Here is a 17,613-nt window from a genome sequence, read left to right as displayed (position 1 = left end):
GCGAACTTGACCGCGCTGCCGATCCCCCGCGCGCATCGCTATGCCGCACACGGCCCACCACATATTGCGCGGTGCCGGAATACGATTCTCTGCTGCGCCTCGGATTTGATCGCAACAGCCTGTCTTATCTAATCCATGCAGCTTCATGGTGTTCTTGGCCAGATCTAGGCCTACTGTTGAAACCTGCATTGGATAGCGCCCTTCCTTGCAATGATAGAAATGCATAGTGGCGCCGGGGAAGCAGGAGCCCCCATCCGCTTTCGTTCGCGTGAAAGCGGTCATGATCCACCTTTCACCTTGTTCCTGCTGACAGCAAAGTCAATGCTGCACGCATGGCATCAGAAACAGAGTTTTCCTTCATGGAACTGCCCCCTTCGGCACGCCGGCACATTCTAGTATTTCAGCTACACCAGTTTCTCGATCGTTTTGCGATGGGTCTTACGGTTGCCGTTGTTGCTTTGGCGTTGACCGACCGGGGCATGGACCTCTTCCAGATATCACTACTCTTCGGGGTATACTCGCTCACGACGATGGCGATGGAGCTGCCTTTCGGTGGATTGGCAGACAGCATTGGACGCAAGCCGGTCTTTCTGATGGCGGTCTTCGCCAGCTTGATTTCGCTGGCGCTTTTTCTCTCAACCCGCGATTTCTATGTGCTCGCAGTTTCTTTTGCGTTCATCGGTTTTGGACGTGCGCTTCGCTCAGGGACGCTTGATGCGTGGTTTGTCGAAACCTTTAAGGCCGCCGCGCCCAATGTCGATGTCCAGCCTGCACTGGCCAAAGCGCAATGGGCAAATGCAGTCGGTTTGGCCGTTGGCGCGGTTCTCGGAGGCGTTCTGCCCGATATGTTAGGCTCGGTCGCAGAAAGCCTCGGTTTCAGTATCTATGATGTGTCCTATGCTGCAAGCTTTGGGGTGATGCTGGGCGTGTTTGTTTTCACGCGCCTCGCCATTGTAGAAGCCCCGCGATCCATGGCCCCCGGTGCGCTCAGGCAGGGCTTTGTAAATGTGCCTTTGGTGATCAGAGACGCGGGCATTCTTGCTGTCAAGAATCCCGCACTATCGGTTCTGCTGACAGCACTGGCGTTCTTCCTGATGGCAACCAATCCGGTCGAGGTGATCTGGCCAACCTTTGCCAAGCCAATGTTGGACGAGGGGTATGCGAACACCGTCATTGGTGTCGTCACCGCGACTTATTTCTTCTCGATCGCTCTTGGCGCATCTCTGTCTTCGTACATCAGCCGGATCTTCAAACGGCAGCACGCCAAGACACTTGCGGCGACATTTGCTTGCCTCGCAAGCGCTCAAATCGCATTGGCGCTTCAGGGCAATATCTTCGGGTTCGTGGGCGTTTTTGTCCTCTATTCCGTGTTCCTTGGCGTCAGCGAAACACCTGCCAGCAGCATTCTTCACCGCTGTGTCGAAGATCGTCAGCGGTCGACCATGTTGTCAGTGAAATCACTCATACAGCAGTTGGGGGGCAGCTTGGGCCTGCTCTTGGCCGGCATCGTCGCCGAGACTTACTCGACACCGATTGCATGGATTGTCGGTGCAGTGTTTCTATTCATTGCTGCGATACAGTGCTTGGTTTTGGTCAAACACTTGGCCGTACAAAGCTGACATTCGTGCAGTCGCAGAAACCTTCAAACTAAGCTCAAAACGCGCCTTTGAAAGAGCCTTAGCCGCTCTGGAGACCCCTTCAGAAGGGGCCATTTGGCGATGGTTTCACACGGCGGCTTGCAGTCAGCGACCGGCATTAGTGCGTGGCTCAGCGCATCCATCGCTCGTGCGGGCTATGTCATCGTCGAGGTAAACGCGCCTTGTCCAGACACTGCCCCTCTCACGCGTGCATACTAAAAAGGCCCCGCAGCGATCTTGCGGGGCCTTTGCGTTCAGAGTGTCAACGCGACTGCGGGCCTTACGCCGCTTCGGTGACCTTGTTCTTCAGCGCCTTCAGCAGGTTCTCGGGGGAGGACTCGCCGTAAGGGTCTTCTGCGTGGTTGTCGTCACGGCCCGGCTCTTCGAAATAGGCTTCGACCACACCATCATTGACGATGGCCGCGTAGCGCCAAGAGCGCATGCCAAAGCCGAGGTTGTCCTTGGCCACCAGCATACCGACCTTGCGGGTGAATTCGCCGGAGCCATCGGGGATCACCTTGACGTTCTTGATGCCCTGAGCCTCGGCCCATTTGTTCATCACGAAGCTGTCGTTGACGGACATGCAGTAGATTTCGTCGATGCCCTCGGCCTGGAAGTCCGCGAACCCGTCCTCAAAGCCCGGCAGCTGATAGGTGGAGCAGGTCGGAGTGAAAGCGCCCGGCAGCGAGAACAGGATCACGCGCTTGCCCGCAAAATAATCGGCGGTGGTCATGTCCTGCCAGCGGAAGGGGTTCGACCCTTCGATGCTCTCATCGCGAACACGGGTGCGGAAGGTCACCTGGGGGAGTTTTTGTCCAGCAAACATGGGAGATCCTTGAAACTGATTTGAATGTGCGGCTCGTGTCTTACCGGATCTGCACCGAGGTGCAAGGGGGCCGGGCACAAGTTCACACGGCTGTTTCAATCAGCCGCAGAGCCAGGGCGCATTGCCTTCGCATATGTCCGTTTTTCAGGCTGTAGGTCTGAGTGCTAACTCAGCAATGTCAGCCACAGCAGAACCGTCACCACGCAGGACGCGGTCGCAATCAGCACCGACGACGCGGCGACTCGCTTGGCACGGCCATACATGTTGGCAAAGATATAGGCGTTAATGCCCGGCGCCATCGCCGCGTTTAGGACGCCGGACCGGAATAGATCCTGTCGCACATCCAGCGCCGAGCCGAGGCCAAAGACAATCGCCGGATGCAGCAGCAGTGAAATCCCGCACACCATGGCGATGGTCCGCAAATCGCCTTCAGGGCGGTACTGAACCATGATCCCCCCAAGTGCAAAGAGCGCCGTGGGCAGGCCAGCCTTAGCGACGAGCGCCAGCGCCTCATCCACCGGTTCCGGGATCGTCAGACCGGTCAGGTTCACCGCGAACCCTGCCAGGATCGCAAGGATCAGATTGTTGCGGAAGATCGAATTCAGCACTGATGTGACGGTACGCAGCCCGCCCTGCCCCCGATTGCGGATGATCTCCATCGCGGTGATGCCCACCGCGTAGCAAAAGGGCGAGTGGAAGGCGATGATGGCAAAGTTGCCCACCAGCGCATCCGGCCCGAAAGCGCGTTCCGTGATCGGCAGACCGAGCAGCACGGAGTTTGAGAACAGGCAGCAGAACCCGATCGCGACGCAATCCTCCCACTCTCGTTTGAACAAGAACCGCGCGCCCAGGAAACCAGCAAAGAAGCAGGCCCCTGCCCCGGTGTAAAAACTGATCAGAAGACGCGGATCAAAGCCGGATTGCAGATCGATGCCGGCCATAGCGCGAAACAGCAGGAACGGGATGGCGACGCCCTGGGCGAATTTCATCAGCCCGTCGATCTGACCCTGTTGGAACATACCGCGCAGCGTCAGGCCATACCCGATCCCGACGACCACAAAGACCGGCAGGACGACATTGATAAGGTTGAAAATCATATGCGTGTCAGTCCGGTCTTTTGAAAATCTGTGGTTCAGTAATCGCTGTGGATCACCATGCCGTCAAAGGCGGGGGTGATATGATCCGGCGTCTCGGCGTCGACGGTGGCGTGATCCATGTCGATATGCATGTTGGTCAGCACCGCGCGCGCAGGCTGCATGCGGTCGATCCAGGCCAGCGCCTCGCCGTAGGAGAAATGCGTCGGATGCGGCGCGTGGCGCAAGGCGTCGAGCACCCAGCACTCCAGCCCCTCAAGCACCGGCACCACCGGTTCGGGGATCTTTGCCACATCCGGCAGATAGGCCAGATCGCCCATCCGGAACCCAAGCGCATCCATGCCACCGTGGTTCACCCGGAAAGGCACAAACGGGATGGTGCCACCCGCGCCGGAGATTTCAAACGCGCCGTCGATGTCGCGCATCTCCAGGATCGGGGGATAGCTCGACCCTTCGGGCTGGATGAAGGCATAGCCGAAACGATCCAGCAGATCGGCCCGGGTGGGGGCATCGGCATAAACCGGGATGCGCTCGCGCATGTTGAAGACGATCATCCGAAGGTCATCCAGCCCATGCACATGGTCCGCATGGGCATGGGTATAGACCACCGCATCCAGCCTCCCGACGCCCGCATCCAAAAGCTGACTGCGCATGTCGGGGCTGGTGTCGATCAGCACCGTGGTGGTGCCCTCCGGCCCGTCCTGTTCCACCAGCATGGAGCAGCGGCGACGGGTGTTCTTGGGGTTGTGCGGGTCGCAGTCGCCCCAGTGTCCGCCGAGGCGCGGCACACCACCGGAAGAGCCGCAGCCCAGGATCGTGCAGCGCAATTGAGGCATCAGGCGGCGGCCTCATATGCGGCGGCCTTCCAGAACAGCCGGTCGAAATTCTCCTGCGTGCGGGCGGCGAACTCGGCATAGTCCAGACCAAAGACCTCGGCACCGACCTTGGCGGTATGGGCGGTATAGGCGGGTTCATTGCGCTTGCCGCGATAGGGCGGCGGCGCGAGATAGGGACTGTCGGTTTCCACCAGAATGCGATCAAGGGGAGCGGCGGCAAAGATGTCGCGTAGCTCCTGGCTCTTGGGGAAGGCCGCGATGCCGGACATCGACAGGTAGAACCCCAGATCCAGCGCCGCACGGCCCAGTTCGGCCGAGGAAGAGAAGCAGTGCATCACGCAGGAATAGGCCTTCTGCGCGTGCGTCTCGCGCAGGATGCGGGCCATGTCGTCATCGGCGGCACGGGCGTGGATGATCAGCGGCAGACCGGTGTCCTGCGCGGCCTCGATGTGGATTCTCAGGCTGTCCTTCTGCACCTCGGCGCTGTCGCCGGTGTAGTGATAGTCCAGCCCGGTCTCGCCAATGCCGACAAACTTCGGGTGCTGCGCCAGGGCGACCAGCTCCTCCACCGTGGCCAGCGGCTCTTCAGCGGCGCTCATCGGGTGGGTGCCGGCGGCGTAGAACACCGGCGCATGTGCCTCGGCGAGGGCGCGCACGGCGGGTTCGTTCTTCAGCTTGGTGCAGATGGTGACCATGCGGGTCACCCCGGCCTCTGCCGCGCGGGCCAGGACCTCGGGCAGTTCCCCTTCGAAGTCGGGGAAATCAAGGTGGCAATGGCTGTCTGTGATCTGCGGGGTCGTCATGGTGTGGCCTCTGTCGCGGTCGAAAGTCGCGGTCATTCCGCCTGTCGCACCGGGACCGAAGGCCCGTTCAACGCGACGCGGTGTCCTGCATCTTGAACACCGTATCTAGGACCAGCGCCGCAGGGTCAAGGTTCACCGCCTGCCCGTGACGGCTGCGCTCGGTCACGGTGGCAGCAAGATCGGCCCAGGCCCGCGCCCGGTGCGGATCCGGCGACAGGCGCAACAGCACCCCGCCCTCGTTCGGGGCGGCTTCGGGCATCGGCGGCTGGCCGGTGGCCCCTGTGCGCGCGAGGCGCACGAGCAACAGGTCGATCAGGGTCAACATCAGCTCGAACCGCTCCGCGCCGCCGCGGGTGGCGGCCTTTTCGGCCAGTGCCATGGCACGCTGGCGATCCAGTCGCGGCAGGCTGTCGGCGATCGCCAGCAATTCGGCATAGAGCTTCATTCCCTCGAGCGACAGCAGCCGCATGGCCGCCCCGACAGAGCCTGCGGCAAGGGCTGCAAGATAGGTCGGGTCATCGGGCAATTCAGCCCCGGCCTGTTCCAGCGCGGCCTGCATGTCGTCGGGCTGCAGGGGACCAAGACGCAGGGTCCGGCAGCGCGAGCGGATTGTTGGCAGCAGGCGCGACGGCTGATGCGAAATCAGCAGCAATGTCGTGCGCGCGGGCGGCTCTTCGAGCATCTTCAACAGGGCGTTGGCGGCGTTAACGTTCATCTCGTCGGCGCAGTCCACGATCACCACCCGGCGTCCGCCCTCGGCAGAGGACAGGCCAAAGAACCGATTCAGCACCCGGATGTCATCCACCACGATCTGGTCGCGCAGACGGCCCTTGTCGTTGTAGCTGCGGGTAATTGTGGCAAGCCCCGGCTCGGCCAGCGCCTGAATGCGGTGACTGACAGGGTGGTCCGGGTCGATCTCAAGGCTGGTGGGAGGCGGCGGAGCGCCGAACAGCCCATCGTCCTCCATCGGAGGGGTTGCCAACAAGAAACGCGCGATGCGCCAGGCCAGCGTCGCCTTGCCGACGCCACGTGGCCCCATGATGAGCCAGGCGTGATGCAGCCGTTCGGCGGAAAACGCGTGCAGAAAATCCGCTTCCGCCTGCGCATGACCAAACAGCTGCGCGGTTTCGCGCGGATGCGGCGCGCCCTCGGCCTGATCGGCGCGGGGAAGCTCTTCGGGATCACTCATGCCCGCGCGTCCAGGGCCGCCGCAACGGTGCGCGCGACATCTGCAGCCACGGTCTCCATCTGCCGGGCGCCGTCGATGACGCGGAACCGGTCGGCAAATTCCTCCGCCAGCGACAGGAACCCCGCGCGCATCTTCTCCTGCAGGTCGAGGCCGAAATCCTCGAACCGCTCCTCACGCCCCTGCCGCCCCTTGGCGCGGGCAAGGCCGGTGGCCGGGTCCATATCGATCAGAAGGGTCACATCCGGCTCGCGGCCGATCATCAGTGCATGCAGGCTGTCGACGGTGGCGCGCAGATCGCCGCGCGACAGGCCCTGATACATGCGGGTGGAATCGGCAAAACGGTCGCAGATCACCACCTTCCCAGCCGCCAAGGCCGGGCGAATGGTGCGCTCCAGATGGTCGCGACGGGCGGCGGTGAACAGCAGGATCTCAGTCTCTGCCGACCAGCGGTCGGGGTCGCCCTCCAGCACCAGACGGCGGATCTCCTCTGCCCCAGGCGATCCGCCGGGCTCTCGCGTCAGCACCACCTCGCGCCCCATGCTGCGCAGGTGGTCCGCCAGAAGGCGGCATTGAGTGGATTTGCCCGACCCGTCGATGCCCTCGAAGGTCAGAAACAGGCCGCGGCCTTGGTCTTGATTCACAATGCGTCCTCGGGGCCGTTCAGAAACCGTGTCACCAGCACGCGCGCGGCGGTCATCACCTTGACCGGAAAGCCCCCGGTGCCCACATCGCTCTGCGCTACCAGTGGCAGGCGCATCTCGGGCAGGTCTTCGGGCTGCACAACCAGCTCCGCAAGCTGCTGACCGGCCTGGATCGGCGCGGTGACGGGGCCGGTATAGACAACTTCGGCATTGATCGCATCACCGGAAAGCGCCGGCAAAAGGATTTCCAGATCTTCGGCAGGCACCAGCCCGACCGTCGGGCTCTCGCCCATCCAGACCTCGGCCTGTTCGACGGCCAGGCCTTCACGGGCGATGGTTCTCTTGGTGAACTGACGGAACGACCAATTGACGATCGCCTCGCTCTCTTCGGCGCGTTCGGGTGTCGTGTTCATACCGGAGATCACGAAGATCACCCGGCGATCCCCCTGCTTGGCAGATCCCACCAGACCATAGCCAGCCTCTTGAGTGTGGCCGGTCTTCAGCCCATCCGCACCAATATCAAGCTGCAACAGCGGGTTTCGGTTGCGCACGTTCGACGGCGCCCGGCCATCGAATGCAAACTCCTGTTCGGCAAACATCGGGTAGAACTCCGGAAAATCCTCGATCAGATGTTCCGCCAGAACGGCCAGGTCGCGCACCGACATCCGGTGCCCGGGATCCGGCCAGCCGTTGGAGTTCATAAACGTGCTTTCGGTCATGCCCAACTCTCGCGCCCGACGGGTCATGTAGCGGGCAAAACCGGCTTCGGTGCCATCGGGGCTGAGGGCCTCTGCGATTACCGCGCAGGCGTCATTGCCGGACAGCACGATGATGCCCCGCAGCAGGTCCTCGACCCGCACCCGGTCGGTGGTATCCAGGAACATGGTCGAGCCCTTGTAGCTCATGGCGTGTTCGCTGACCGGCAGGCGTTCATCCATGGTCAAACGCCCGTCCCGCACCGCCTCGAAGGCGACGTAGAGCGTCATGAGCTTTGACATCGATGCAGGCGGCATCGGCACGTTTGCGTTCTTTTCCAGCAGCACCGTGTTGGTGCCCTGATCCACCACATAGGCGGCGCGTGCCTTGGTGTCGAACGCCAGCGCAGTCGACGCGGAGGCGGCAACCCATAGCCCGGCCAGGGCGCCAATGCAGGTGGCGGGTGTAAAGCGGATGGTCACGGGGGAGATCCTCCCTTGAGGGCGCTTGTCAATTGTCGCAGATCCGGCGCGGGCCGGATCAGTTGGTCACCGCGTAAGCGTCTGCAAAGCCGGCACCTTTCACGGCCTTCAGCAGCTGCGAGCGTTCGCCTTTGGACTGGGCCGGACCGACGACGACGCGCCAGAACGATTTGCCGTTCGCGGCCTGCTCGTAGACGGTGGGAATGATGCCGGCGTTGCGCATCTGGTCCGCCGTGCGTTTGGCGTTGGCCTCAACGCTGAATATGCCAATCTGGATGTAGGGTTTCGTCAAAGCAGAACGCTGCGAGGCAACCGGCTCTGTCGGCGCTGGCGTGGGCGCAGGTGTTGCAGCTGGCGCGGTGGCCTCGATCGCAGCCGATGCACCGCTGGTGATCGGATCAAGCGCCTGCGTTTCAACCTCTGCGCTGGCGGCGACCGGTGCGTCCCCCTCCTCCAGCCCTTCGATCTGCGGCACCTCCGCATCCGGCGGCGTGTCGTCCACGGCCTCACGCCGCAGGGCAGTTACATTCAACTCAACCGGAGCGCCGGCCAGCATCGACAACGCCGCCGCCGCATCCGAAGACACCTGCAGACGCGGGCCGGGGATCGCCCGCTCGCGGCGGAACAAGGCCCCAATCACAAACTTGCCGTTGGCATTGTTGCGGATGATGACTCGTTCCGGCTCCGTCACATCCGGATGTGCAACCCAGACACCCCCGATGGAGGGGCGGCCATCCCAAAGACCGGCTTCTGTCACCTGAAAGACATCCGGCGCCTCGACGTCGCGCTCTACCAGCTTGGTGGAGTTACTCGGCAGACCCTGCTCACCCGCGCCCTTGGGCTGTAGGAAGGACAGGTTTGCCCCCTCTTCACACGCCGCCAGCGCCAGCGCACTTGTCAGAGCAAGGGCCACACCTGTCGCCCTGGCCCTGCGGCGACCTGCCCGGTCCGAAATCTTATCGCTCATGCGCGTATCCTGCCTGCTCATGCTGCTCATGGTCCGTCACTGTCTGTCTTCGCTGCCTGTCTTCGCCTCAACACATCCGCCGCAGCCCCGTGTCAAAGCGCGCGGAGCGGTCGATTGCCGGTTTTCCGGTCTCATGCGTCTTTGAGCGAAGCATAAACACTGTGATTTGGTATGGAAACCCTGACGTTTGGCCCATCGGCGACAATGGGCGACAGATTGCGTGTTCGTGATCCGCAGCAATCTTGCGCAGATTTCTCCTTGCCACTGCGCCGCTCGCGTCCTAAACCGCAGAACAGTTCGATCTGCGTGACCGGGGAGGTGGCAGAGTGGTCGAATGCGGCGGTCTTGAAAACCGTTGAACGTGAGAGCGTTCCCAGGGTTCGAATCCCTGTCTCCCCGCCATTGAATCAATGGGTTATGGTGCTTCACGCTCACTTCGGCGAATGGTGAACTCACACATCGGCCAAGTTTCACCTCCACCTTCACGATTGCTCCAGGTCTTTGTGTCTGAAGATCAAAGCGTCTTCGTGTGAGGCGCTTTCGCTGTGTGTCTTTGGGCGCTGGTTGAACAATCGAGAGACTTTGACGACCGATGCGGACTGACACTGACGATCAGTGCAACGACAGCAGCATCACACAGCAACTGAATGCCTCATGCGGCCTCGGCCCTCAAAGGCGCGTATCTCGACGGCAGCCGCACCGCTTGACCTCCACGTCTTGACCGATATCGAATAACATGACGAAATCGAGTGTTATTGACTTATGGATTTCAAATCTTCGCAATCATAGGATGCCCCATGCTCCGCGCCCCTCTTGCCCTATCTGCTCTCGCCCTGCTGGCCGCCTGCGCCACGCCCCAGGAACGCTGCATCCGACAAGGCGCGTCGGAGCAAACTCGGATAGTGAATGAGATCAGCGAAACCGAAGCAAATATCTCTCGTGGCTACGCCATTCACCGACAGACCATTCCAGAAACCATTTTTCACACCTGCAGGCGGGTGAGCGACGGCAAGGTCGTGGGCTATTACCCCTGCCCCGAGACATACTATCGGACCGTGGAAACCCCGGTTTCCATCAACATCGGCGAAGAACGTAAAAAGCTGCGCGGGCTCAAGGATGCCCTGCCCGCAGCCAGCAAACGCGCCAGAGACGCCGCAGCACAATGTCGGATACAATACCCGGAATAAAAGCGCACGCTGACGTCGACCGCTTCAAAGACATCCATTTACCACGTCCCGCGTGACACCCAAAACGATTGCGCCACCGCCCGACGTATCAGTCAGTGAACCCGCCCCTGACGCAAAGCTTTCGGCACGCTAGGTTTCAGTGCCCGGCGGGCGTGGCAGGCGGGGTGGTCGTGGCCGTTCCAGGCTTTAGTCGTAGCTCGCCATCACGTCATACATCACCGGCTCGAAACTGCGACACAGCGTGTTCAGCACCCGGTTTCGCTTGCGCATCTCTTCGCTGCGCAACATCTCCATGAAATCCTCTCGTTGGCGCCACTGGGAATAGTTGGCCACCCGAGTTTGGGCATCATTCACATGCAGCGCTGCCGCGATAAAACCGGGCTGATGCGAGATGAACTCCGAATAGGCTTCCTCCAGCGCATCGACCAGATCCTGACAGGTGCCGGGCGTCACCTCAAACGTGGTGATCACCGTTTGCACATGGTTGGTTTTTGCAATTGTCGGCATGAGGTCCTCCTTCTCATCCTGCCTTTCAGACTATGCCAACTGGCTTGAAAGTCGACAGGATTTCGCTCTACCATAGGTGGAGCGAGGTAAATTCAAGGGCTCCCGCCTGTGCGCCGACCCATCACGATTTTCCTGTTTTTACATGTCGTCATGACCACCAGCTGGGCACAGGCTGGTGCGTGGCTGGAACAAACGGGATCCGGGTTCCTGTCCGCATCGAGCCGCGCCCGAGAGACCGGCACCGAACTCGGAGCTTACGCCAGCTACGGGCTGAGCCGAAATCTGACGTTTGGCCTCGACATCAATCAAAGCGACGACTCCGGATTTCAGAGCGCCCATGCACTGGCCTTTGCCCGCCTGCCCCTGCGACAGCGCAAGGCGGGTTGGCAATTGGCGGTCGAACTCGGCGCCGGCCTTGGGCAGCGCGACGCAGACTGGACGCCGATGCAGCGGCTGACGCTTTCGGCCGGGCGCGCGCTGTCCTGGCGGGGGCGCGACGGTTGGCTTGCAGTCGATCTGGGCCGAGAATGGCATGATGCCGGTGACGCCTGGAAGCTTGACGGAACGCTCGGCCTCCACCGCTCACAAGGCCCCGCCCCCATTGTACAGGTCGAGCTATACCAGCCTGACTACGGCGATCTCGCGTGGAAAATCCTGCCCGGCCTGCGCTGGCGCCTGTCCCCCGACCGAGAGTTGCTGACCGGGTTGGAATGGCGCTCATTCGGGGAGGCGCGGCTTGGCCTCAAGGTGGAATTATGGCACAGGTTCTGAGCCCTGCCAGCCGCAACTCCGTGCCCGCCCGGCCTGTCCCGAACATTCCGGAGCCTACCCATGCCATCTGACACCAACACTCCCACGAAAAGCGCCTCACCCATTCGCCCCACAGATGACGAGGCCCGCGCCTTGGCACGTCAGCTGATGCAGGACGCCCGGTTCGCCGCCCTCGCGACGTTGACTGATGCGGGGTATCCGATGCAAAGCCGCGTCGCCTTTGGCCTAGACGCCGATGGTGCGCCGATTTCGCTGGTCTCCACCCTCGCCGCGCACACCCAAGCCATGGCCGTGCGCCCGCAGATCTCGCTCTTGGTGGGGGAGCCGGGCGCCAAGGGCGATCCGCTGACACATCCGCGTCTCAGTCTCAACGGGACTGCTGAAATACTGCACAACGCCTGCACTGCGCATGACGAGATGGCCGCGCAGTATCTGCGCAGCCACCCCAAGGCAAAGCTCTATATCGGCTTTGGCGATTTCCACTTTGTCCGGTTCCAGATCTCAGAGGCGTTTCTGAACGGCGGATTTGGCAAGGCCTACACCCTGCGGCCTGCGGACCTCGGGCTCTCTGCCTAGCGATCAATCCGGATCAGCACCCGCACCGTGCCGCGCACCGCTTGCTCCCAGATGATGTCGATCTCGTTGTTATTGCTGCCTTCCTGCGTGCGCACATAATGGCCCGGATAAGCCACGGACCCGCCGCTGTTGCGCAATGCGCCTTCGACGATCACCGCGTCCACGGCGCGGCTGTAGGCCTGAAATGGCAACGTGCCGCCGGTGGGTACCGTCCAGGTGCTGGCCACGGTGTTCTGATCAAACTCCACCCGCAGCGGATTGCGCGATTGCGTCGAGACGTTGTGAAAGCTGTTGCCGTCAAAGAACACGTCCTTGGAGCGGGTAAAGTTCAGATTGGCAAAGCTCGTGTCCACGCGTTCGGCCCGGTCGATATTGCCATTGATAGAGCGGAACTTGTTTCCGGTGACGGACACCCCGTTGAGGAAATGACCGCTGCCGAAGGGTTTGACCACGATGTAGCTGAACCAGCTCGCCACATCACCGCTGAGGAAAACATTGTCAGTAATCGACATCGCCGCAAAGGAGAACCCGCCAGTGAAATCCGGATCCGCGTCATATTCGTTGGTCCACTCGATAAAGCAGTTGTCGATGTAGTTTTCCGAAATCGTGTGCGAGGCATAGGTGTCGGTCACAACAATTCCCGCCGTGCGGATGCCGCCTGCCACGCTGTCGCCCTGAAAGAAGTGGTTGCCGGTCACCGTGTGGTTCGAGCCGGCCATCACGGCCCAATGCCGAAAGCGCGTGGCGCGGTTGTGGCGCAGTTTCACGTCGTTGGAGTTGACGTTGAGCGCGATGGTTTCGCGATCCGCCACATCCGCCGCATCCTCGTCGGACAGGAATTGGCAATTGTCCACCAGCATCCCCTGACATCCGCTGCCGATCGAGGTGATGCCCCGCGCCTTTGGCTTGGTGAAAAAACAGTTGTGCGCCGCAAATACCGTGCCTGCGGGGGCCAGGCGCAGGGCGCTGGCCTCTCCATTGCACTGGAACTCCACGCCTGAGATGCCGAATTTCTTCAATGAAGAGAACCCGGAGAAATCGAGCATGTACTTGAAGGCGGTGAAGGTGAAATTCTGCGTGCCTTCCGCATCATAGAGCGGTTGGCTCAGGGTCAGCTCGCCCGCGCCGGTGTTCTTGGATTTCACATAGACCTCGCGCCCGACGCCTGCGCCCTCGACCAATGCGCCGACTGGGATGGCAGAAATATTGGCCACATTGGTCAGCTTTCTCTTGTCAGCGCTGTCGTAGGTCGCTTGCGCGGTGACCACGTCATGATCCCAATTGGCGCCCGCCTGTGCCGTGAACTGGCCGTTTCGGATATAGCGGCGCGTGGCATAGCTGGTGCGATTGGGCACTGCCGCCTGCATATCAATCGGCGCGCTCACCGTGATGCTGCGCCCGCCAAGGTCGAGGCTTTCGTGGTCCACACTGTTCAGCAGCGCCTGAAACGCCTTTTCAAAGGCCAGCTGCTCATCTTCAAATGCCGCCGCATAGGTCGGGTAATCGTAGCTCTTGGTCAGCAAGAGCATCGCGCTATCGGGCATCGACAACGTGCCCTCAAAGATCACCTCGTGATGCAAAGAAAGGGTGCTGTTGATGCGGAACTCGCCCTCTGGCACCAGGATGCGGCGACCATCGGCGGCGTCATCGGCGGCCTCGAAAGCCGCGTGGCAGTTGGTGCTGCCATCGCCGACGGCACCAAAATCGGTCACATCCACCAGGCTCAGCATATCGCGCAGAAAAACGCTGGTGATGTCCTCGATCACGATGTCGTCGACCCGGATCACCCCGCCATTAGCGCCGGTCAGATTGAGGCCGAGGTGGCCATAGACGGCACTCAGCCCCCAGGGCATGTCGACACCAGAGCGGCTGCCGGTGCCGACGATGGCCTGCACCTCTACCACCTCGCCATAGGCACTGAGGCTCACGCCCGGCCCGCTCTCGATCACGCCGGAGACATGGCTGTTGTTGGCCGCCCCTGCCCAGCCCGCGATGCGTACCGTGGGCAGGGCGCCGCTCATCGCCTTTACCCGCGCGGTCAGGCGCAGGTAGCAGCCCGGCAGGATCGAGGTTTCGCCCATGTAGCGCAGCTTTTGGGTGCTGTCGGTCTTTTGCAGCTCCAGACAGCCGCCGAAATCCGCGTCCCCCGCCACCAATGCGGCATTCGCGGCCCCGTCATAGGTGTCGGAGCCGGGGGTGCCGTTGCCGCTGGACCAGACGTCAAGCCCGCCTGAAAATGCGGGCGGCATCAGTTGCAAACCGTCGGTGATTGCCTTGTTCATGAGAGAGACCTTTCCTGTTCCAGCACGCCGGGATCGGAAAAGGTTCTATCATTTGGGACTTAAATCCCGCTCAGGAGGGCGCGCGCGGCCAGCGCAACACCCGGAGGGTCAGCAGCAGCGTCAGACGTTGGCGCCCGGGGCCTTGAGAAGCTGTACAGCGTTGATTTTCCAACCCGTTTCAGTCTCAATCATTTGGTAGTCGAGCATGTGAATACCGCCACTGTCATCAGTCACCATGACCCGTTGCCAGAGGTTTCCAGCCACCTCGCGCAGTTCAAGGTAGCGCACATCTGCTGGACGCCAGACCATCGGATAGCCCTGTTCGACCATGGTCGCGAACCGTTCCGGCGTACCAAACAATGCGCGAATATTGGGCGAGGCAAACCCGAAGGCTGCCCCCATGTCATCGGATTGGAAGGCCTCGATCTGGGCGCCAATGACGCCGGTGATCGGCTCCTTCTGCGCCGTGGCCTGCGTACCAAGCGTCGCAACCGCCATTGCGGCCACAAGGCCAAGTGTCACCATCATCCGCATCACAAAACTCCTCCGTACCAACACCTGATTGCTAGGGAGATAGCGTGCTGGCGCATGCGGTCAAAAAATCAGGTTCTTTACAGACGCAGGCGCAGCTGTGATCGCGCTCGGTCGCACGTTCGTCAGGCCTTTCGACCTGGACCTGCCCGCAAGGACGCCCGCAACAGAAGGGATCATTCAACGTAAAACGGGCGCCCGCTTGGGACGCCCGTCATGAGGTCACGCGTGTGCGTTGGTCTCAGACCAGCTCGCCCGCCAATGCGCTTTCGATCAGCGTGACGGTCTCCTCGACGCCGTAAAGCGCGATGAAGCCACCAAAGCGCGGCCCCTGCGTGGCGCCCAAGAGCACCTCGTAAATGGCGGAGAACCAGGCCCGCAGCGGCTCAAACCCGTGGATCTTGCCGATGGCAAAGACCACCGACTGCAAGAATTCCTCATCGGCAAAGTTCGCCTCGGGCAGCGGGTCGTCATTGCCGACAAGCTCGTTCTTCTTGGCAATGGCAGCGAGTGCGGCCTCGGGCGAGCGCAGCGCATCGGCCAGATCCGTAAGCGCGGCGCGCTCCTGATCGCCTGGCAGGCGGTAGGTTTTGGCAGGCTTCACGAAGTCCTGGAAATAGCGCACGGCAAAGCCCGCCGCCTGATCCATGCCCGGATGTGTCGCGGCAGTGGCGTCGGGGGCGTATTTGTTGATGAAGCCCCACATGGTGTCCTTGTCCTCGGCGCTGGAGGCGCTGGCGAGGTTCAACAACATCGAGAAGGAGACCACCATGTCCGATTCCGGCACGTCGCCACCGTGGATGTGCCAGACCGGGTTGTTGAGCTGTGCCTTGAGATCCTGACCATGGTAGGCGCGCAGCTGCTGGTGATACTCGTCCACCGCCTTGGGGATCACATCGAAATGCATCCGCTTGGCGGTCTTGGGCTTTTGGTACATGAAATACGACAGGCTCTCAGAGGACGCGTAGGTCAGCCAGTCGTCGATGGACACGCCGTTGCCGGAGGTCTTGGAGATCTTCTGGCCGTTCTCATCGAGGAACAGCTCGTAGGTGAAATGCTCCGGTGCGCGCTGGCCCAGCGCGCGGCAGATCCCGTCATAGATCGGCGTGTTGGTGGAATGGTCCTTGCCGTACATCTCGAAATCGACGCCCAGCGCTGCCCAGCGGGCGCCGAAATCCGGTTTCCACTGCAGTTTCACATTGCCGCCGGTGACGGGGAGCGTCCATTCGCGCCCATCTTCGTCGTCAAAGGTCACGGTGTATGTCTCGGCACAGACCTTTTTCATCGGCACGTAAAGTACCCGCCCGGTTTCCGGATGGATCGGCAGGAAGATGGAATAGGTCTGGCGGCGCTCTTCGCGCAGGGACTTCAGCATGATCTCCATGATGTCGTCGTATTTGTCGACCGCGCGCTTCAGCACCTCATCGAACCGGCCGGAGCCGTAAAATTCGGTGGCGGAATAGAACTCATACTCGAAACCAAACGTATCGAGGAAGCGGCGCAGCATGGCGTTGTTATGATGGCCAAAGCTGTCATGCGTGCCAAACGGGTCCGGCACCGATGTCAGCGGCTTCTGCAGATGGTCCTGCAGGCTCTCGGAATTGGGCACATTGCCGGGGATCTTGCGCATACCGTCCAGATCATCCGAAAAGCAGATCAGCTTGGTCGGAATATCCGAGATCACCTCGAAGGCGGTCTTGATCATGGTGGTGCGGGCCACCTCGCCAAAGGTGCCGATGTGGGGCAGACCGGAGGGGCCGTAGCCGGTCTCGAACAGCACATATCCCTTCTCCGGCGCGCCCTTGGCGTAACGTTTGAGAACACGGCGTGCTTCTTCAAACGGCCAGGCTTTGCTCTTCAGAGCTTCTTCGCGCAGAACAGACATGATGTACTCCAGTCAGCGTCTTTTTCAGGGATGATCGGCGGCACCACGCGCACCGACGCTCCCCTCTATTGTGCCTGTGCAGCATGAGTCAACAAGGCCCACGCCCGCCGGGGTGGCGGAAAACCACTTTTCACCAGGCTTCGCCGTTGAACAGCTGGGCCGCCGGTCATATTCTTCTGAATGAACCCAAGGCATAAAGGACGCCGTAGAAATGACAGAAGAAACCATCCAGCTGCTTACACCGCAGGACTGCCTTGTGGCGGTCATGGTGGCAGTATCGGCTTCGGACGAGGACATTCGCACGGCAGAACTGGTCAAGATCCAGAACGCGGTCAATATGCTGCCGGTGTTTGCAGATTATGATGCGGACCGCATTCCGTCAGTGTCGCGCACCGTCTTCGACCTGTTCGAACAGGAGGACGGGCTGGATGCGTTGTTTGGTCTTGTCCGGGACATCCTGCCGGAGCGCCTGTTCGAGACCTGCTATGCGCTGGCCTGCGATGTGGCAGCGGCGGATGGCAAGCTCAATGAAAACGAGCTGCGCCTGCTGGAAGAGATCCGCTACGAGCTGAACATTGACCGCCTGCATGCAGCGGCCATCGAACGCGGCTCGCGCGCGCGCCACATGGTATAAGCGCATCCGGTCACCTCGAACCTGTCTGGTTACGAAGGACGGCCGCACGCCGGAAAATTGAGATTTGAC

General features: G+C 61.3%; 17 protein-coding genes and 1 tRNA gene. 6 read left to right on the top strand and 12 right to left on the bottom strand.

Translation table 11 applies throughout. The annotated features are described in order from the left end of the window. Positions 1 to 332: 332 nt before the first annotated feature. A complete protein-coding gene (locus R1T40_RS20595) occupies positions 333 to 1,619 on the top strand; it encodes an MFS transporter (protein ID WP_317385484.1) in 1,287 nt (428 codons plus the stop codon). A gap of 298 nt (positions 1,620 to 1,917) precedes the next feature. On the opposite strand, the gene R1T40_RS20590 is transcribed toward R1T40_RS20595, so the two are convergent. The 8 genes from R1T40_RS20590 to R1T40_RS20555 all read right to left on the bottom strand — a co-directional run bounded on the left by R1T40_RS20590 (position 1,918) and on the right by R1T40_RS20555 (position 9,171). After that, positions 1,918 to 2,463 (bottom strand): peroxiredoxin, encoded by a 546-nt coding sequence (locus tag R1T40_RS20590; protein WP_106163745.1) that lies wholly within the window; start codon positions 2,461 to 2,463, stop codon positions 1,918 to 1,920. Positions 2,464 to 2,627: 164 nt separating this feature from the next. After that, complete coding sequence (locus R1T40_RS20585) at positions 2,628 to 3,560, bottom strand: AEC family transporter (protein WP_106163746.1); 933 nt, start codon at positions 3,558 to 3,560, stop codon at positions 2,628 to 2,630. A 35-nt stretch (positions 3,561 to 3,595) separates the two neighbouring features. Next, complete coding sequence (locus tag R1T40_RS20580; protein ID WP_317385483.1) at positions 3,596 to 4,393, bottom strand: MBL fold metallo-hydrolase; 798 nt, start codon at positions 4,391 to 4,393, stop codon at positions 3,596 to 3,598. Continuing rightward, positions 4,393 to 5,196, bottom strand: a complete 804-nt coding sequence (locus R1T40_RS20575) for a TatD family hydrolase (RefSeq protein ID WP_317385482.1) — start codon at positions 5,194 to 5,196, stop codon at positions 4,393 to 4,395. Before R1T40_RS20575 ends, R1T40_RS20580 begins: the two co-directional genes overlap by 1 nt. A gap of 67 nt (positions 5,197 to 5,263) precedes the next feature. Next, positions 5,264 to 6,385, bottom strand: coding sequence for a DNA polymerase III subunit delta' (locus R1T40_RS20570; RefSeq protein ID WP_317385481.1), 1,122 nt, complete (start codon positions 6,383 to 6,385; stop codon positions 5,264 to 5,266). Next, positions 6,382 to 7,026, bottom strand: a complete 645-nt coding sequence (tmk, locus tag R1T40_RS20565; protein WP_317385480.1) for a dTMP kinase — start codon at positions 7,024 to 7,026, stop codon at positions 6,382 to 6,384. The genes R1T40_RS20570 and tmk overlap by 4 nt, the downstream gene beginning before the upstream one ends. Beyond that, complete coding sequence (locus tag R1T40_RS20560; RefSeq protein ID WP_317385479.1) at positions 7,023 to 8,204, bottom strand: D-alanyl-D-alanine carboxypeptidase family protein; 1,182 nt, start codon at positions 8,202 to 8,204, stop codon at positions 7,023 to 7,025. The genes tmk and R1T40_RS20560 overlap by 4 nt, the downstream gene beginning before the upstream one ends. A gap of 58 nt (positions 8,205 to 8,262) precedes the next feature. Continuing rightward, on the bottom strand, positions 8,263 to 9,171 hold the full coding sequence (locus tag R1T40_RS20555) for an SPOR domain-containing protein (RefSeq protein WP_317385478.1): 909 nt from the start codon (positions 9,169 to 9,171) through the stop codon (positions 8,263 to 8,265). 312 nt (positions 9,172 to 9,483) lie between these two features. Between R1T40_RS20555 and R1T40_RS20550 the strand changes: the two genes are divergently transcribed. Together R1T40_RS20550 and R1T40_RS20545 are read left to right on the top strand one after the other, a co-directional pair. Next, positions 9,484 to 9,573, top strand: a tRNA-Ser gene (locus tag R1T40_RS20550). Between the two features lie 395 nt (positions 9,574 to 9,968). Further along, on the top strand, positions 9,969 to 10,358 hold the full coding sequence (locus R1T40_RS20545) for a hypothetical protein (RefSeq protein ID WP_106163752.1): 390 nt from the start codon (positions 9,969 to 9,971) through the stop codon (positions 10,356 to 10,358). Between the two features lie 186 nt (positions 10,359 to 10,544). Here R1T40_RS20545 and R1T40_RS20540 read toward each other — a convergent pair whose 3' ends face one another. Then, complete coding sequence (locus tag R1T40_RS20540; protein WP_106163753.1) at positions 10,545 to 10,865, bottom strand: antibiotic biosynthesis monooxygenase family protein; 321 nt, start codon at positions 10,863 to 10,865, stop codon at positions 10,545 to 10,547. A gap of 150 nt (positions 10,866 to 11,015) precedes the next feature. Between R1T40_RS20540 and R1T40_RS20535 the strand changes: the two genes are divergently transcribed. Both R1T40_RS20535 and R1T40_RS20530 read left to right on the top strand, forming a co-directional pair. Next, complete coding sequence (locus tag R1T40_RS20535) at positions 11,016 to 11,636, top strand: hypothetical protein (protein ID WP_317385477.1); 621 nt, start codon at positions 11,016 to 11,018, stop codon at positions 11,634 to 11,636. Between the two features lie 60 nt (positions 11,637 to 11,696). Continuing rightward, positions 11,697 to 12,212, top strand: a complete 516-nt coding sequence (locus tag R1T40_RS20530) for a HugZ family pyridoxamine 5'-phosphate oxidase (RefSeq protein WP_317385476.1) — start codon at positions 11,697 to 11,699, stop codon at positions 12,210 to 12,212. On the opposite strand, the gene R1T40_RS20525 is transcribed toward R1T40_RS20530, so the two are convergent. The 3 genes from R1T40_RS20525 to R1T40_RS20515 all read right to left on the bottom strand — a co-directional run bounded on the left by R1T40_RS20525 (position 12,209) and on the right by R1T40_RS20515 (position 16,910). After that, positions 12,209 to 14,494, bottom strand: a complete 2,286-nt coding sequence (locus tag R1T40_RS20525) for a glycosyl hydrolase family 28-related protein (RefSeq protein WP_317385475.1) — start codon at positions 14,492 to 14,494, stop codon at positions 12,209 to 12,211. The two genes, R1T40_RS20530 and R1T40_RS20525, sit on opposite strands and share 4 nt — an antisense overlap. A 120-nt stretch (positions 14,495 to 14,614) precedes the next feature. After that, positions 14,615 to 15,028 carry a DUF4864 domain-containing protein gene (locus R1T40_RS20520; RefSeq protein ID WP_394805005.1) on the bottom strand — a complete coding sequence of 138 codons (414 nt, stop codon included), beginning with the start codon at positions 15,026 to 15,028 and terminating at the stop codon, positions 14,615 to 14,617. 238 nt (positions 15,029 to 15,266) lie between these two features. Then, positions 15,267 to 16,910: a lysine--tRNA ligase gene (locus R1T40_RS20515; protein ID WP_317385474.1), complete on the bottom strand. Its 1,644-nt coding sequence runs from the start codon at positions 16,908 to 16,910 to the stop codon at positions 15,267 to 15,269. Between the two features lie 211 nt (positions 16,911 to 17,121). Between R1T40_RS20515 and R1T40_RS20510 the strand changes: the two genes are divergently transcribed. Then, on the top strand, positions 17,122 to 17,544 hold the full coding sequence (locus R1T40_RS20510) for a tellurite resistance TerB family protein (protein WP_106163758.1): 423 nt from the start codon (positions 17,122 to 17,124) through the stop codon (positions 17,542 to 17,544). Positions 17,545 to 17,613: the final 69 nt, after the last annotated feature.

This window comes from Tritonibacter scottomollicae, assembly GCF_032924845.1.
In the GTDB taxonomy this organism is placed as follows: Bacteria; Pseudomonadota; Alphaproteobacteria; order Rhodobacterales; family Rhodobacteraceae; genus Epibacterium; species Epibacterium scottomollicae.
The sequence above is the reverse complement of the archived record's forward strand: the minus strand, read 5'-3'. Positions and strand labels throughout refer to the sequence as shown.

Bases quoted from the DNA above. Each gene is read 5' to 3' on its own strand.
- R1T40_RS20520 (WP_394805005.1), bottom strand. From the start codon at position 15,028: ATGCGGATGATGGTGACACTTGGCCTTGTGGCCGCAATGGCGGTTGCG.
- R1T40_RS20545 (WP_106163752.1), top strand. From the start codon at position 9,969: ATGCTCCGCGCCCCTCTTGCCCTATCTGCTCTCGCCCTGCTGGCCGCC.
- R1T40_RS20540 (WP_106163753.1), bottom strand. From the start codon at position 10,865: ATGCCGACAATTGCAAAAACCAACCATGTGCAAACGGTGATCACCACG.
- R1T40_RS20585 (WP_106163746.1), bottom strand. From the start codon at position 3,560: ATGATTTTCAACCTTATCAATGTCGTCCTGCCGGTCTTTGTGGTCGTC.
- R1T40_RS20525 (WP_317385475.1), bottom strand. From the start codon at position 14,494: ATGAACAAGGCAATCACCGACGGTTTGCAACTGATGCCGCCCGCATTT.
- R1T40_RS20570 (WP_317385481.1), bottom strand. From the start codon at position 6,385: ATGAGTGATCCCGAAGAGCTTCCCCGCGCCGATCAGGCCGAGGGCGCG.
- R1T40_RS20530 (WP_317385476.1), top strand. From the start codon at position 11,697: ATGCCATCTGACACCAACACTCCCACGAAAAGCGCCTCACCCATTCGC.
- R1T40_RS20580 (WP_317385483.1), bottom strand. From the start codon at position 4,393: ATGCCTCAATTGCGCTGCACGATCCTGGGCTGCGGCTCTTCCGGTGGT.
- R1T40_RS20555 (WP_317385478.1), bottom strand. From the start codon at position 9,171: ATGAGCGATAAGATTTCGGACCGGGCAGGTCGCCGCAGGGCCAGGGCG.
- R1T40_RS20510 (WP_106163758.1), top strand. From the start codon at position 17,122: ATGACAGAAGAAACCATCCAGCTGCTTACACCGCAGGACTGCCTTGTG.
- R1T40_RS20535 (WP_317385477.1), top strand. From the start codon at position 11,016: ATGACCACCAGCTGGGCACAGGCTGGTGCGTGGCTGGAACAAACGGGA.
- R1T40_RS20590 (WP_106163745.1), bottom strand. From the start codon at position 2,463: ATGTTTGCTGGACAAAAACTCCCCCAGGTGACCTTCCGCACCCGTGTT.
- R1T40_RS20595 (WP_317385484.1), top strand. From the start codon at position 333: ATGGCATCAGAAACAGAGTTTTCCTTCATGGAACTGCCCCCTTCGGCA.
- R1T40_RS20575 (WP_317385482.1), bottom strand. From the start codon at position 5,196: ATGACGACCCCGCAGATCACAGACAGCCATTGCCACCTTGATTTCCCC.
- R1T40_RS20515 (WP_317385474.1), bottom strand. From the start codon at position 16,910: ATGTCTGTTCTGCGCGAAGAAGCTCTGAAGAGCAAAGCCTGGCCGTTT.